Here is a 14,343-nt window from a genome sequence, read left to right on the forward strand (position 1 = left end):
CCGATACCGGGGGAGGGCTCCCTCCGGCCGGGACGCGTGCCCCGGATGCGGGACCCGGGCCCGGCCACGAGAATGGCCATTACCTGCGGAACCTTGCGGAACACCAGGAGGCGCCATGAGCGGAGACACCGACAAGATGTCCCGGGGGGTCCAGGGGGAGGTGCCCACGCCCGACAAGCTGCTGCACGCGGGGTCGGAGGGCGAGTTCACCGCCGAGGACCTCGTTCTCGCCTCGGGGCGTGACGTGAATCCGAAGAACCTGGAGTGGGCGGAACGCCGTATGCAGGAGAAGGGGGCGCGCGCCTCACTCGACGAACTCCTTCCCTGAGCCCCTGCCGCCTTCCCGCCTCCCAAGCGGCGATCGGGGCGGTGATCGGGGCGGCGATTCGGGGCGGTGATCGGGGCGGGGAGAGGACGGGAAGGCCCGTACGCCACCGGCAGGCGCACGGGCCTTCCCCCTTTATGGAACACGTTCTACCGTGGCTGGCCGCACCGCGCGGAGCGCCGAGCCACGGGAGACGCCATGCATCTCGACTACACGCCCGCCCAGCACCGCCTGCGCGCCGAACTGCGGGCCTACTTCGCGACGCTCGTCCCCGGGGACTCCGGCGGTACGGGCGATCCGGCCGGCACCGGCGACTCCGACGGCATCGGGGACACTCACGCCCGCTTCGCCGACCTCGACGCCCAGAAGCGCTTCTACCGCGAGACCGTGCGCCGCCTCGGCACCGACGGCTGGCTCGGCGTCGGCTGGCCCACCGAGTACGGCGGGCGGGGCCTGACGCCCATGGAGCAGTTCATCTTCTTCGACGAGGCCGCGCAGGCCGGCGTACCGCTGCCGCTGATGGCGCTCAACACCGTCGGACCGACGATCATGCGCTACGGCACCGACGAACAGAAGGCGTACTTCCTCCCGAGGATCCTCTCCGGCGAGATCGACTTCGCCATCGGCTACAGCGAACCCGACGCCGGCACCGACCTCGCCGCGCTCAAGACCCGCGCCGTGCGCGAGGGGGACGAGACGGACGGCCACTACGTCGTCGACGGACAGAAGATCTGGACCACCAACGGCGACACCGCCGACTGGGTCTGGCTCGCCGTCCGTACCGACCCGGACGCCCCGCCGCACAAGGGCATCACCATGCTCCTCGTCCCGACGAGCGACCCCGGTTACTCGTGCACCCTCATCAACACGCTCGCCTCCCACGACACCACCGCGAGCTACTACGAGAACATCCGCGTCCCCTGCTCCCGCCGGGTCGGCGCCGAGAACCAGGGCTGGCGGCTGATCACCAACCAGCTCAACCACGAGCGCGTCACCCTCGCCGCCCACGGCACCATGGCCATCCGCGCCCTCCACGACGTCCGGCGCTGGGCCGCCGGCACCAAACTCGCCGACGGCCGCCGCGTCCTCGACCTCGGCTGGGTCCGCCGCACCCTGGCCCGCACCCACACCCGCCTCGACGCGATGAAACTGCTCAACTGGCAGATGGTGAACGCCGTCCAGAACGGCACTCTCACCCCGCAGGACGCCTCCGCCGTCAAGGTGTACGGCTCCGAGGCGCGCCGTGACGCCTACGCCTCGCTCCTGGAGATCACCGGCGCCGCGGGCGCCCTCAAGGAGGGCTCGCACGGCGCCGTCCTCCACGGCGAACTCGAACGCGGCTACCGCTCCGCCGTCATCTTCACCTTCGGCGGCGGCAACAACGAGATCCAGCGCGAGATCATCTCCTGGATCGGCCTCGGCATGCCCCGCGTCCGCCGCTGACGCCGTGTGACAAGGCTCGGTTCGCTCGCTTGGCCGACGACGTCAGCTCGCGCCGACCATCCCGCTTTCGTGCCAACCGAAATCGGGATGGTTCGGCAGAGGAGAATTCTGTCCAAAGCCGGGACAGCCGGGACAGCCGGGACAGCCGGGCATCAGGGGGCTACCGTTTCCCTCTCGGTGATCAAGGGGGGCGAGGACGCAGACGACGTCGCTGCGAAAAGGGGAGAACGCCGGGCTGCTGACGGCGCCGGTGATGCTGGCGGTGTCGGTGCACGGCTTGGCCGCGGACGTTTCGGCGCTGTTGCTCGGAGCGGACGGCAGGGTGCGGAGCGACGACGACTTGGTCTTCTACAACCACCCGGCCCAAGATGGCGTATCCCTCGCCGGCTCGGCCATCACCGCCGACCTTGCGCGCGTGCCGGCCGACGTGGACAGACTGGTTGTCGTGGCGAGCGCTGATCCGCTACAGCCGGGCGCGGTCTTCACCCGCGCGCCGCTTCTGTCGATCACCCAGACAGGCTCGCCGGCCAGTTCGTTCACGGCGCCGGACTTCACGTCCGGGGAGACGGTCGTGGTTCTGGCGGAGCTCTACCGGCGGGACAAGGGATGGAAGATCCGCGCGGTGGGACAGGGCTACGCCTCTGGTCTGGCCGGTCTCGCGACCGACTACGGCGTCGATGTGGAATCCGAGCCTGCCGCGACCCCTGCGCCACTCCCCACTCAAGGACGCCGAGTTCCGGGTTCTGCGGGGCCTGCGGTGGACCTGTCGAAGGTCGAACGGATGGCCCCCGGGCTGCTGACCCCGGCACGCCATGCCGGCAAGGCTCTTGTGGACCGGGACGTCGTGAACCGGCGGGCAGCGGTGTACCTGATCCTGGATCACGACTGGCACATGGAAGAGCTGTACGAGTCGTTCGCTGTGCAGGCCTTCGCCGAGCGCGTGTTGGCGCTGTCGGCCACCCTCGATGACGACGGCACGGTGCCCGTGGTCTTCTCCAGCGGGCCGGAACCCTTCCTGGAGGAGATCCGGCTGGACAACTACCGTGGTCGTATCGGACAGCTGCATACCCAGGTCGACTGGGGGTCGGGGAATGTCGCCGACGCCATGCGTCGTGCCGTAGGGCACTACCAGGAATCCGGTGCCGCCGATCCCGCTTTCATCGTGACCCAGGTCGGTGACGAACCCTGGGACAAGGCCGAGGTTCGCTCCTTGCTGCAGAACACCGCATCACTTGGTGTCTTCTGGCTGTTCGTCGGGTTCGGTCGTGGCAAGCTCGCGTTCTACAAGAACCTCAACGCATCGGCCTCCGCCACCTTCGCCAACGTCGCCTTCTACGACGCGAGCAAGAATCCGGGATCGGTGCCCGAGGAGCGGTTCTACGCCGGTCTTGTCGACGCCTTTGCCACCTGGTTGCGGCGTTGAGTCAGCCGCCGCTCGCGCAGCGTCTGAACAGCCTCATTACCTCTGATCAGGCCGTATCCGATCTCCGAAGCTACTTCGGCACCGGCTTGCTCGATGAGACGGCGCCGTTCACGGGTCGTCGTTTCGAGCATCTGGCCGGCGGAGGGGACCGTCAGGCGGTCGCGAACACAGTGACCGCTGACGACCTGATTGCCGTCCAGACCCTGTCGGTCAGGATTCCCGCGCGGGTCGCTGTCGACCTTCTTGAAGGCGACCTTGGAGTCCGGATGTCCAAGCTGCTGAGCAGAGTTCGCTTCGACATCGATATGGCCGAGGCCGAGGCTGCCGACCTGGACGAAGGGTCGCCGGCCCACACCGCCTGGCGCGTTCTCCGCGACCAGTCCGGAATCGGGTGGGTGACGGCAGGCAAGCTCCTTGCCCGGAAGCGGCCGCGGCTGCTGCCCGTCTACGATCAGGTCGTTCGCTGCGTTCTTGGTCGGCCCAAGTCATTCTGGCTTGACCTGCATGGTGCGCTGCGTGCAGACAACCGTGCGTTGCACCGCGAGCTGATGGCCCTACGGCAGTCCGCCGACCTCCCCGCGACCGTCAGCGTGTTGCGGGTCTGCGACGTGGTGCTGTGGATGCATCATCGTAAGGATCATCAGCAGAGAGGCTGTAGCGGGACCTGACGCCTGTCGGTCGCACCCGGAGGGCGCGAGCCCCGTGACCTGCGCTGTAGCAAAATGCCATCTATCTCTCTGATGAGTGCCGACAGTCACCAGCTCCGCGCTTGAGACGAAGGAGTCGACGCCGACCATGACACGGCGGCGCGAGGAGTACCTGTTCGAGGGCGATTTCGGCTTGAGTGCCCTCGCCGGCGAGATGGCTGCATCCCTCGAACCACTTGACCAGTCATCACCCGGGCGGACCCCGACCTCGGCTACCGGCTGCTCCTGCGCCTGCTCGCCACACGTGCCGCCCCTCTCACCGAGGAGGCGTACGAACGCCACGTGGTGCTGTGCCGCCACTTCCGTTTCGGCGCGGAGTACGTGGCCGAGGCCGTCGAACTGCTCCTGCACCGCTGACTCGCACCCCTCCTCCGGCCTGCTCCACGAGGTAGGAGCATCCGGCGGGACTGAGGCGCCGAGCCACACGTCGTCTCCGGGCCTTCGTTGTCAGTGGCGGCTGGAAAGCTGATCGGATGAACGGAGACGAGCAGCTGCTGAACGGCCGCGTCTACGGCGCGGAACACGACGACCCCCATCCCGGTCCGGTCCCGCACCGGACCTACGCCGAGCTGGTCGGCGGCCCGCTGGACGGCCTGCTGCTGGACATCGACGGGTGGCGGACCGAGGAGGTCGACGACGGCGCCGTCCTGAGCACCGAACTCTCCCGGTGGCCCGGGGGCCGCGCCTTGTACGACCCGCGCCCCGGCGAACCCCGCACGCCCGGCCCAGGAGTGAGCTGCCGCTTCTATTACTCCGGCGACACACCCTGACCGAGCACGTGCGGATCAACGGACTCGACCAGGCGGCCCGGATCACCGAGGCCGTCGAGGCGACCGAACGGCTCGTCGCCGCCCGGCTGTGCGTCGGTGGTTCCGCCCACCCCGAACTCCCCGAGGTGTGAGGCGACCTGGAGGACCTGCGGTGGCTGCGTTCCCAGGTAGCCGGCAGAGGGGGCGTCCCGATCGATCAGGCCTCAAGGAGCCGGGTCCGGTTTCCTGGGGGGCAGACGTTCACCTGTGTCCGTCCCAGCCTCGGCCGATTGTCAGACCCCTGCGGAAGGATCGCCGCATGACGACTGCTGCGCCCACTGTCCAGCTGACCGACCGAGCCGCCTACGACACGGCGGTCGACCAGGCCCTTGCCGCGTACGCGGAGTACGAGGGAGGCGGGGACACCACCCTTGCCGACGCCTCGTACGACGCTCTCGCCCGCGGGATCGCCGCTTACGAGCGCGCGTACCCCGACCACAAGCGGGCCGACACCCCCACCGACAAGGTCGGCGGCGGCGTGGCACCCACCGGGGACGTCGCGCACACCGTGCCCATGCTTTCCCTGGACAACGTCTTCGACGCGACCGGCCTGGAGAAATGGGACGAGTCCCTGGCTCGCCGGATCGGCGGACCGGTCACCGGTGGATACGCGGTGGAACCGAAGCTGGACGGGGCGGCGATCGCGGCCCGCTACCGCGACGGCCGGCTGGTGCAGCTCATAGGCCGCGGTGACGGCGCGCGCGGCGAGGATCTCTCCCACGCGATCGGCACGATCGTCGGCCTCCCCGCACGGCTGCCGGACGGCGTGACCGTCGAGGTCCGTGGTGAGGTCCTGCTGACGCGGGCCCAGTTCGACAAGGCCAACGAGATCCGCCTCGCGCACAAGGCGAAGATGTTCTCCAACCCCCGCAACGGCACCGCGGGCACCCTGCGCGCGAAGGACCGCCCGTACGTGATCGAGACGACGTTCTTCGCCTACGGCGCGGTGGGACTGGACGGCGTCGACTTCCTGAGCGGGGAGAGCCACGAGGCGGTGATGGCCCAGGTCGCCGCCCTGGGAGTGCAGACCACCGGCAGCAGCGGAGTCGGCCTGCGGGTGTACTCCACGCCGGCGGAGGTCCAGGCCCGGGTCGAGGAGATCCAGGAGCTGCGGCCCGAGCTGCCGTTCGGGATCGACGGCGTGGTGATCAAGGCCAACGACTTCGCCGAGCAGGAGGCCGCCGGCTTCGCCACGCGCCACCCTCACTGGGCGATCGCCTACAAGCTGGCGGCCGTCGAAGCCCAGACCCGGCTGGTCTCGGTGGAGTGGAACGTGGGCCGCACGGGGATCATCGCGCCGCGCGCCGTACTGGAGCCGGTGGAGGTCGACGGCAGCGTCGTCACCTACGCCACGCTCCACAACCCGGCCTTCATCCGGGACAGCGGCCTGAAGATCGGCGACACCGTCAAGGTCTGGAAGGCCGGCGACATCATCCCCCGGATCGAGTCCCCCGTCACCGCGCTGCGCACGGGGGCCGAGACCGACATCGTCCTGCCCGAGGTCTGCCCGCAGTGCGGCGGCGACATCGACAAGTCGGGTGAGCGCTGGGAGTGCGCGGGCGGTGTGACCGGTTCCTGCGGCCTGCTGCCGTCCCTGAAGTACGCCGTCGGCCGCGACCAGCTCGACATCGAGGGACTGGGCGTCACCTACTTGGAGGCGCTCGTCGAGGCCGGTTTCATCGACGACCTGGGCGATCTGTTCTTCCTCACCCGCGAGCAGCTGGCGCAGGCGACCGGGAGCGAGAAGCGCGCCGACTCGCTGCTGGCCCAGCTCGACAAGGCCAGGCAGCAGCCCCTGAACCGGGTGTTCTGCGCGCTGGGCATCGTACGGACCGGCCGCACCCTCTCCCGTGAGATCGCCCGCCACTTCGGCACGATGGACGAGATCCGCGCCGCCACCCCGGAGGCACTCGCCGAGGTCAACAAGCTCCCGGGCGCGAACGCGCCGAAAATCGCCGCGCACATCGCCGTCATGGGTCCGGTCATCGACAAGCTCGTCGAGGCCGGAGTGAACATGGACGAACCCACCGCCGGCAACAGCGCCGCGGGCGGCAAGCCGCTGGAGGGCAAGGTCGTCGTGGTCACGGGCGGGATGCACGGCCCGCTGGCCGGACGCAACCGCAACCAGATGAACGAGCTGATCGAGAGCGCGGGCGGCAAGAGCTCCGGCAGCATCTCGAAGAAGACCGGCATCCTCGTGGCCGGCGAGGGGGCCGGCTCCAAGCTGGCCAAGGCCGAGGAACTCGGCACCGAGATCCTCAGCGAGCAGGAGTTCGCCGATCTGCTCGGCGCTCACCTCTCCTGACCCACGCCCCGGCCCTGTCTCCGCCCCCGCCGGAGGCGGTCGGGGCGCTCGCCCAGGTGTCGGCGACGCGGGTGTGGATGTCGACACCGTTCGTCAGGTTCCTGATCATCGGTCAAGCGGTGCTCCGAATCCCGGTGGCGACACCCCCCCAGGCCATCGACTTCGACAGGGGCACAGCCGGGTGAGTGCGCTTTCCCCGCCGGGCCTGCGGATTGCAGATTCCCTGCAGGTTCGCTGCAGGCCTTCTTCCCAGGATGGTGTCCGCCGCGGAGCTCGCGGTTCGGCCGGACGGCGAACCGGCGCGGCCGATGCGATCCATGCCCGGGGACGGTCCCGGGCCGACGGAAGGAAAGTCCTGATGCGAGCACTTCTCACCCACACCCGCACCCGCGTTCCTCGGCGCGCCGCCGTGCTGGTGGCGAGCGTCGTCCTGGCCGGCACCGCCGCCGCCGTCGGGCAGGCCTCCGCGGACACGTCCGCCGCTCCCCGGGCAGGTGACTTCGCCGCGCAGGCCCGGGCCGCCGGTCTCTCCGCGGCCCAGGCGCGCGTACTGCAGGACAGTGTGGACGCGCAGCTCGCCCTTGAGGGCGGTACCCAGACCGCCGCCAACGAGATCACCCTGCCGGGCGGTGTCGACCTGCTGGTCCCGCTGCCCGGCGAGTCCAAGGCCCGTGACCTGGACGCACCGGCCACGCGGAACACGGGCACTCTGGCCCCGCCCGCCGACTGCGGCAGCTACACCTTCTGCGCGTACAGCGGCGAGGGCTTCACCGGCGTCGTCAAGCGGCAGATGAGGTGCAGCGACACGCCCCTGTCCATCGGCTGGTCCGGCAACGGCTCGTGGAGCAACAACCAGTCCTCCGGGACTCGGGCCCGTATGTACGGCAGCGGCGGCAACCTCATCTACACCACACCCGGCGCCTACTCGGAGGACCGCAGCGGCTCCTGGACGCCCGTGTTCAAGGTCGACGCCTGCTGACGCGCTCTCCCGTGCGGGACTCGCGGTTCCTCCCGGCCTGTGCCCGCCCGAGGCCGCGGGTCGGGAGGGGTCGGGAGGGAAGGGGTACGGACGTCAGTCCTTGCGTCGCAGCGATGCCCTCCGCTCGGTCTCCGCTGCCACGCGGAACGCGGACCAGGCGTGGGTGTCCACGTCGAGAGCGTCGAACAGGTAGGCGCTGACCGCGTCGGCCACGAGGGTGACGCGGGCGGGGTCGGTGTCGGTGGTCTCGGCCACGGCTTCCCCGGCGATGCCACCGAGGGTGTGCTCGCCGTCCGGTACGGCCATCAACCGCTTCGGCGCGGGGCTGAGGTGGTAGGCGTCGAGGAACCAGTCCGGGCCTCGGGTGGACATCGTCGATCGGTCCTTCTCGCCGGCGATGACGAGCGCGGGAGTACGCATGGTGCGGTAGTCCGGCCTCATGAAGGGCAGGTGCTCGCTCGCGAACGGAGTCAGGGAGTCCCCTGTTCCGGTCGCGGCGATCAGGACGCCGGCCTTGATGTCCTCGCGGGAGAAGTCCTCCCCGGGGTCGCCGGCGTCGTCGAGGACGCGGGCACCGAGGAGCGCGCCCACGGTCTGGGCCCCCCAGGAGTGCCCCACCAGCCCGACGCGTGACGGGTCGACTCGGGCGGTGAGCCCGGCCTGCTCCATGACGTGGCCGAGGTGGTCGAGCACACCATGGAGGTCGGCGATGCGAACCCGCCAGATGGTGCCGAAGCGCGGGTCGTCGAACCCGATGCCGAACCGGCGGGAGTCGAGATGCGTGGGCTGGACGACGACGAAGCCCGCGGCGGCCCAGCGGTCGGCCAGCGGCTCATAGCCGTCCATCGACCACGCGTTGCCGTGGGAGAACACGATGACGGGCAGGCCGGCGCCCTGGACGGGGGCAGTCACCTTCACCTGCAGTTCGACGTCTCGACCGTCGGTGGGAACGGTGATCGGCTTGATCGCGATCGTCTGGGGCTGTGCGAGAACAGGCATGTGCGCTGGATTCCTCACGGAGGGGCGCGTACCGCATACTTGGCGGAACGATGTTCCGGGACTTTAGCGGAACGGTGTTCCGCGAATCAAGGAGAAGTCATGTCGCGAGAAGGAGGCGTCCGGGAGGCAGCGGCCCAGCGCACCCATCAGGCGCTCTTGACGGCAGCGGCCCAAGTGTTCGCCGAGCAGGGCGTGAACGCGCCCATTCGTGCCATCGCCGGCCGCGCCGAGGTGGGCCTGGGGACCGTGTACCGGCACTTTCCCCATCGAGCCGAGCTGGTCATCGCCGTCTACCGGCACCAGATCGACGAGTGCGCCGCCCTCGCGACCGAGCTGGCCGACTCGCCCGACCCGAGGGGCGCCTTGTCCCGGTGGACCGACGCGTTCGTCGAGTTCCTGGTCACCAAGCACGGGCTCGGGGCGGCCCTGCAGTCAGAGGAGGCTGGTCTCCACACCCTGCACTCCCTGATGCTCGACAAGCTCGTACCGGCGTGCGGGCTGCTCATCGACGCCGCCGTGGCTCGCGGACGGCTGGACCCCGGCGTGAACGCGTACGTGCTGATGCGGGCGATCGGCAACCTCTGCGTCCTGGGCCCCGGCTACGAGCGGGAAGACGCCCGCGCCATGGTGGACCGGCTGCTCGCCGGCTGCTGGCTGGAGGCATGACCACGCGCGTTGCCGGCAGCGAGCCGACGCCCCCATGACACGCGGCGGACACGGCCCGGAGAAGGGCGTCGGCGATCGGGCGTTCACCCAGCCTCGGTCGGCGCCCCCGTTCCGTTCCGCTGCGCGGCACGAGCCGGCAGGGCCGTCGAGACGAAGGCCAGGAGCACGGCTGTCGCGATGACGGCGAGACCCGGCACGAGGGGGGCGTACGGTGTCGGGGCGCCGGTCATGCCCAGGCTGAACGCGGTCAGGGTCGCGCCCGCCACCGCCGCTCCCAGCACGACCGCGAGCAGCGTGATGGTGAGTGTCTCCCAGCGGAGCATCGCGCGCAGTTGACGGCGGGTCGTGCCGATCATGCGCAGCAGGGCGAACTCGCGGCGCCGGGCGGACGTCGCCATCACGAGGGTGTTGACCACGGCGATCGCGGTGAACGCGATCACGAGCCCCATCGCGATGTACTTGACCTGGGCCTGCGCGCCCTCCTGAGTGCGCCGCGCCGCTGCCACGGCGGTCCGGTCCAGGACGCGGACCGTGGGGAAGTCACGGAGCGCGGCGGTGAGCGCCGACCGGTTCGGCGCGCCGGCCACCAGGACCGACGAGGACAGCGGCCGGTCGACATGCGCCGCCACCATCCGGTGGGGGAGCAGCAGATCGCCGAAGCCGAGGCCGCGTGCGTAGACCGCGGTCACCGTGAGGTCCTTCTCGACTCCGTCGCCGAGCGTGACGGTGACACGGTCGCCGACCCGCGCGTGCCGGGTACGGGCCGCCAGGTCGCTGAGCGCCACCGTTCCGTCGTCCATCGCGGCGAGCGTGCCCGCGGTGACCTCCGGGTCGAGGGTCCGGGGAAGGCCCGGTGAACTCACGCCCTGGGCCGCGAACTTGTCCTGACCGACGCGCACCGTGGTGGGGACGACCTCCGTCACCGTCGTCCCCGGCACCCGCTCGCGCACGGCCCGCGCGGCCGCGGCCGGGACACCGGGGCCCGAGGCGGCGAGGACGTAGGAGGCGCGCGTACCGGACGCGGCCTGCTCGCCCGCCGCGTGACTCGACGTCGTCTGCGTGAACAAGATCGTCGAAGCCATCGCCACGGCCAGGCTCAACGGGGTGACCACGGCCGCGACGCGCCGGGCGTCGGCCCGGGTGTTCTGCGCGGCCAGGAACCCGGAGGCCGGGGAGAGCCGCCGGGCGATCCCGCCCGTCACCCAGGTGGCGACCCGGGCGAGCGACGGGCCGAGCAGCGCGATCGCCGCGGCCGCGACGATCACCGACAGGAAGGTCACCGGAGTGGCCGCCGCGTCGGTCTCCAGCCCGGACAGGACCACGACCAGGACGACGTACCCGACGGCGGCCAGGACACCCGCGACGACCCGGCCGGCCGGCGTACGCCCCGAGCCGAGCGCCGCCGCGGCGAGCCCCTCCGTAGGCCGCATCCGGGCCGGCCCGCGGGCGGACACCCGCGCCGCACCCCACGCGGCGAGCAGCGTCGCGAGCACCGCGGCCAGGGGCGGGAACGCGCTCACGGTGAGCTCCAAGGTGTCCGGCAGCGCTCCCACGGCCACGAACCTCCCGTGCATCCAGCGGGCCAGGAACAGCCCCGCGACCGCCCCGGGCGGCCCGGCCAGCAGCCCCACGACCAGCGCCTCACGCCCCACCACGCGCCGCAGCTGGCGCGGTGTCGCGCCGACGGCCCGCAGCAGGGCCAGTTCCCGGGCCCGCTGCTGGATCGACAGCGCGAAGGTCCCGGCCACCACCAGCAGGGCGACGAGCAGCGACGTACCGCCCATGGCACCGCCCAGACTGATCAGGCTCACCCGTGCCTTGTCGGCGTCGATGAACTCGACGGGCCCGCGCTCGTCCCCCGACCGCACCTTCAGCGAGGGCGTGTCGGACACCGCGAGGAGGGCCCCGGCGCGGACCTCGCTCACCGTGGCGCCGGGAGCCGTCAGCAGGCCGAGCGCGGAGACCTGCCCCGGGCGTCCGGCCAGGCGTCGCGCCTGCTCCGTGCTGAAGAACAGCGTCGACTGGCGGGCCAGGGCGGCGCGTCCCGGCGGTGCGGCGATGCCGACGACCTCGTACACGGAGGGCGCCCCGGTCGACTGCACGGTCACCTTCGCGCCGGTGCGCAGCCCGCTGCCGGCGTCGGCCACGACCTCGTCCGCCTCTTTCGGCGCCCGGCCGTCGCGCAGCGCGAACGGCGTGAGCCGCGCCGACTCCCAGGCATGGCCCCACGACGCCCCCTTGGCGAGCGGACCCTTGTCCGTCATCACATGGGCCGGGAAGGTGAGTTCGGGGACCACCGCACGAACGCCGGGCACGGCCGCGAGCCGCTTGACCAGGGCGGGGTCCGCCTTCGCCCAGGCCCGCTCGGTCAGCGGCTTGGACTTCTCCTTGGTCTTGCCCTTCTTCTCCTTCGTCCAGTGCAGCTCCTGATCGGCCGTGACCAGTACGGGAGTTCCCGCGTACCGCTCCGTGGGAATCGTCCCGCGCAGCCCGGTCTCCAACAGCGCCCCGCACGCGGTGACGAGAGCGGCGGCGAACAGCAGGGCCACGAAAGCGCCGGCGAAAGCCCCCTTGCGGGCCCGCAGCGTACTCAGCGCGAGAGTCAGCATCACGCCCACGCTCCCAGGCGGCTCATACGGTCGGCGACCCGCTCCGCGGTGGGCGCGGCCATCCGGTCGACGATCCGCCCGTCCGCCAGGAACAGCACCGTGTCCGCGAACGAGGCGGCCATCGGGTCGTGCGTGACCATCACCACGGTCTGGCCCAGGTCGTCCACGGTCCGCCGCAGCAGCGCGAGCACCTCCTTGGCGGTCATGGTGTCCAGCGCGCCGGTCGGCTCGTCGCCGAAGACGACCTCGGGCCGGGTGACCAGCGCGCGGGCGAGCGCCACCCGCTGCTGCTGGCCGCCGGAGAGTTCGGCGGGCCGGCGCCCGCCCCGACCGGTGAGCCCCACCTGGTCGGTGATCCGTGCCAGCCAGTCCGAGTCGGCCCGGCGCCCCGCGAGGCGCAGCGGGAGGGTGATGTTCTGCTCGACCGTCAGCGACGGCATCAGGTTGTAGGCCTGGAAGACGAAGCCGACGCGGTCCCTGCGCATCCGGGTCAGGGCGGTCTCGTCGAGGGCCGTGAGTTCCTGGTCGCCAAGCCAGACGGTGCCGCCGCTGGGCCGGTCCAGGCCGGCGGCGCACTGCAGGAACGTCGACTTGCCGGAGCCGGAGGGCCCCATCACGGCGGTGAAGCTCCCCCGGGGGATGGCGAGATCGACGCCGCGCAGCGCGTGCACCGCACTCGCGCCGCGTCCGTACACCTTGCTCACGGCGTCGAGCCGGACCGCGGGGGCGGGCTCGCCGGAGCGGAAGCCGGGGGAAAGGGCTGAGGATGCGGGCGCCGTCGTGCGGCCCGCCGAAGAGAAGATCCAGGGCATGCGTCCAGCCTGTTGTGCCGCTGATCACTGCGCTAGGGTCAGAAAGGGCGGCCGCTGACACCATGCTGCCAACGGGCAAGCCAGAAGGACGCGCCCCGGGGGGAAGAACGGAATCATGAGCCTGACATCGGTCGGGGTGTCCGACGAGCACCTGCGGCTCTACCGCTACTTCCTGCGCCATCCCGAGCGCGGGGCCGAGTCCGCCGGAGGCGCCCTCGGCTGGGACCGCGACACCGTCGACGAGGGGCTGGAAGCGTTACAGGAGCGGAGCCTGATCAGGCTCTCCGAGCGGCACACCGTCCTGGTCTCCGACCCGGCGGTCGCCGTGGAGTGGCTGGTGGAACAGCGCCTGGGGGAACTCAAGTCCGCCACCGACGAAGTGCTCGCCACCCGGGCCGTGATCGCCACCCTCATCGACGACCACAAGCAGGGCGAGGCCCGATCCCCGAGCGAGGACATTGAACGGGTCGACGGGCCCGAGGCGATCCGCGAACGCCTCACCGATCTGGCCTTCTTCACCTTCCGCGAGCACATGTCGCTGCTCCCGTCACCGTGGCACCCCCACAGCATCGACGAGGCCCGCACCTCGGACCTGAGGATGCTCCGCCGCGGCATCCGCTGGCGCACCGTCGTCACGCGGCAGGCGCTCGCCGACCCCGCGACCCTGGCGTATCTGCGCGAACTGGAGGCGCTGGGCGGAGAGGTGCGCCGCACCGAGCAGGCCATCCGGAGGCTCGCGATCTGGGACCGGGGCGTCGCCATGGTCCCCGTCGACCCCGCCGACCACTACGAGTCGACGCTCGTCGTCCGCCAGCCGGGGGTGGTGGCCAACACCGTGGCCTGGTTCGAGCAGGTCTGGGACACCGGCCGGCAGCTTCCCGCCGAGGACGACCTCGCCGCGCGGACACCGGCCCTGTCCGCCCTGGAGCACCGCGTCCTGGACGCGCTCACCCGCGCCGACAAGGACGAGGCGGCGGCCCGCGAACTGGGCGTGTCCCTGCGGACGTTCCGCCGCTACGTGGCCGACATCATGCTGCGGCTCGGCGCGGCCAACCGCTTCCAGGCGGGGCTCCTCGCCAAGGAACGGGGCTGGATCTGACCCTCCGGCGTGGAGCAGCGACTGACGCCGTATGTCTTGGGCCTTTGGGATCGTCCGGTGGGAGATCTCTGGCCGGCGGGCTTCAGCCCGGCTCAGACCTGGGGATACGGCGGTGCCCCTCAGGGGCGTCGTCGCGCGAAAACCCGTTGCTCCCGGTCCGCCCGCTT

The 14,343-nt window shown here is 71.1% G+C and carries 13 protein-coding genes; 10 read left to right on the plus strand and 3 right to left on the minus strand.

The genetic code is table 11. The features are described 5' to 3' along the window. Positions 1-115 precede the first annotated feature (115 nt). The 8 genes from ABZ693_RS29020 (at position 116) to ABZ693_RS29055 (ending at position 7,991) form a co-directional block, all read left to right on the plus strand. Complete coding sequence (locus tag ABZ693_RS29020; protein ID WP_359883216.1) at positions 116-328, plus strand: hypothetical protein; 213 nt, start codon at positions 116-118, stop codon at positions 326-328. 195 nt (positions 329-523) lie between these two features. Beyond that, the gene (locus ABZ693_RS29025; RefSeq protein WP_359883219.1) at positions 524-1,768 is read left to right on the plus strand and encodes an acyl-CoA dehydrogenase family protein; all 1,245 of its coding nucleotides are present in this window, start codon (positions 524-526) and stop codon (positions 1,766-1,768) included. Positions 1,769-2,021: 253 nt separating this feature from the next. Beyond that, positions 2,022-3,191, plus strand: a complete 1,170-nt coding sequence (locus tag ABZ693_RS29030) for a VWA domain-containing protein (protein ID WP_435842574.1) — start codon at positions 2,022-2,024, stop codon at positions 3,189-3,191. Continuing rightward, complete coding sequence (locus ABZ693_RS29035) at positions 3,188-3,859, plus strand: DUF6308 family protein (protein ID WP_359883221.1); 672 nt, start codon at positions 3,188-3,190, stop codon at positions 3,857-3,859. The genes ABZ693_RS29030 and ABZ693_RS29035 overlap by 4 nt, the downstream gene beginning before the upstream one ends. Positions 3,860-4,371: 512 nt before the next feature. After that, a complete protein-coding gene (locus ABZ693_RS29040) occupies positions 4,372-4,668 on the plus strand; it encodes a hypothetical protein (protein ID WP_359883223.1) in 297 nt (98 codons plus the stop codon). An 8-nt stretch (positions 4,669-4,676) separates the two neighbouring features. Beyond that, positions 4,677-4,799, plus strand: a complete 123-nt coding sequence (locus tag ABZ693_RS29045; RefSeq protein WP_359883225.1) for a hypothetical protein — start codon at positions 4,677-4,679, stop codon at positions 4,797-4,799. A gap of 167 nt (positions 4,800-4,966) precedes the next feature. Next, positions 4,967-7,012 (plus strand): NAD-dependent DNA ligase LigA, encoded by a 2,046-nt coding sequence (gene ligA / locus ABZ693_RS29050; RefSeq protein ID WP_359883227.1) that lies wholly within the window; start codon positions 4,967-4,969, stop codon positions 7,010-7,012. 358 nt (positions 7,013-7,370) lie between these two features. Beyond that, positions 7,371-7,991, plus strand: coding sequence for a hypothetical protein (locus ABZ693_RS29055; protein ID WP_359883230.1), 621 nt, complete (start codon positions 7,371-7,373; stop codon positions 7,989-7,991). 93 nt (positions 7,992-8,084) lie between these two features. Here the strand turns inward: ABZ693_RS29055 and ABZ693_RS29060 are convergent, their stop codons facing one another. After that, positions 8,085-8,990 (minus strand): alpha/beta hydrolase family protein, encoded by a 906-nt coding sequence (locus ABZ693_RS29060; RefSeq protein ID WP_359883232.1) that lies wholly within the window; start codon positions 8,988-8,990, stop codon positions 8,085-8,087. A gap of 99 nt (positions 8,991-9,089) precedes the next feature. Here ABZ693_RS29060 and ABZ693_RS29065 point away from each other — a divergent pair, with 99 nt between their 5' ends. Continuing rightward, on the plus strand, positions 9,090-9,656 hold the full coding sequence (locus ABZ693_RS29065; RefSeq protein WP_359883234.1) for a TetR/AcrR family transcriptional regulator: 567 nt from the start codon (positions 9,090-9,092) through the stop codon (positions 9,654-9,656). 83 nt (positions 9,657-9,739) lie between these two features. Here the strand turns inward: ABZ693_RS29065 and ABZ693_RS29070 are convergent, their stop codons facing one another. Both ABZ693_RS29070 and ABZ693_RS29075 read right to left on the minus strand, forming a co-directional pair. Beyond that, positions 9,740-12,265 (minus strand): FtsX-like permease family protein, encoded by a 2,526-nt coding sequence (locus tag ABZ693_RS29070; protein WP_359883284.1) that lies wholly within the window; start codon positions 12,263-12,265, stop codon positions 9,740-9,742. After that, positions 12,265-13,068 carry an ABC transporter ATP-binding protein gene (locus tag ABZ693_RS29075; protein WP_435842575.1) on the minus strand — a complete coding sequence of 268 codons (804 nt, stop codon included), beginning with the start codon at positions 13,066-13,068 and terminating at the stop codon, positions 12,265-12,267. Before ABZ693_RS29075 ends, ABZ693_RS29070 begins: the two co-directional genes overlap by 1 nt. Before the next feature lie 124 nt (positions 13,069-13,192). Between ABZ693_RS29075 and ABZ693_RS29080 the strand changes: the two genes are divergently transcribed. After that, positions 13,193-14,176 carry a helix-turn-helix transcriptional regulator gene (locus ABZ693_RS29080; RefSeq protein ID WP_359883240.1) on the plus strand — a complete coding sequence of 328 codons (984 nt, stop codon included), beginning with the start codon at positions 13,193-13,195 and terminating at the stop codon, positions 14,174-14,176. The last annotated feature ends 167 nt before the right edge of the window (positions 14,177-14,343 follow it).

It is taken from the genome of Streptomyces laurentii (assembly GCF_040635425.1).
GTDB classification, from domain to species: domain Bacteria; phylum Actinomycetota; class Actinomycetes; order Streptomycetales; family Streptomycetaceae; genus Streptomyces; species Streptomyces laurentii.

What these genes read in the sequence shown, in the direction of transcription:
- ABZ693_RS29030 (WP_435842574.1), top strand. Translation starts at nt 2,022, where the DNA reads ATGCTGGCGGTGTCGGTGCACGGCTTGGCCGCGGACGTTTCGGCGCTG.
- ABZ693_RS29065 (WP_359883234.1), top strand. Translation starts at nt 9,090, where the DNA reads ATGTCGCGAGAAGGAGGCGTCCGGGAGGCAGCGGCCCAGCGCACCCAT.
- ABZ693_RS29080 (WP_359883240.1), top strand. Translation starts at nt 13,193, where the DNA reads ATGAGCCTGACATCGGTCGGGGTGTCCGACGAGCACCTGCGGCTCTAC.
- ABZ693_RS29020 (WP_359883216.1), top strand. Translation starts at nt 116, where the DNA reads ATGAGCGGAGACACCGACAAGATGTCCCGGGGGGTCCAGGGGGAGGTG.
- ABZ693_RS29060 (WP_359883232.1), bottom strand. Translation starts at nt 8,990, where the DNA reads ATGCCTGTTCTCGCACAGCCCCAGACGATCGCGATCAAGCCGATCACC.
- ligA (WP_359883227.1), top strand. Translation starts at nt 4,967, where the DNA reads ATGACGACTGCTGCGCCCACTGTCCAGCTGACCGACCGAGCCGCCTAC.
- ABZ693_RS29055 (WP_359883230.1), top strand. Translation starts at nt 7,371, where the DNA reads ATGCGAGCACTTCTCACCCACACCCGCACCCGCGTTCCTCGGCGCGCC.
- ABZ693_RS29025 (WP_359883219.1), top strand. Translation starts at nt 524, where the DNA reads ATGCATCTCGACTACACGCCCGCCCAGCACCGCCTGCGCGCCGAACTG.
- ABZ693_RS29040 (WP_359883223.1), top strand. Translation starts at nt 4,372, where the DNA reads ATGAACGGAGACGAGCAGCTGCTGAACGGCCGCGTCTACGGCGCGGAA.
- ABZ693_RS29070 (WP_359883284.1), bottom strand. Translation starts at nt 12,265, where the DNA reads ATGCTGACTCTCGCGCTGAGTACGCTGCGGGCCCGCAAGGGGGCTTTC.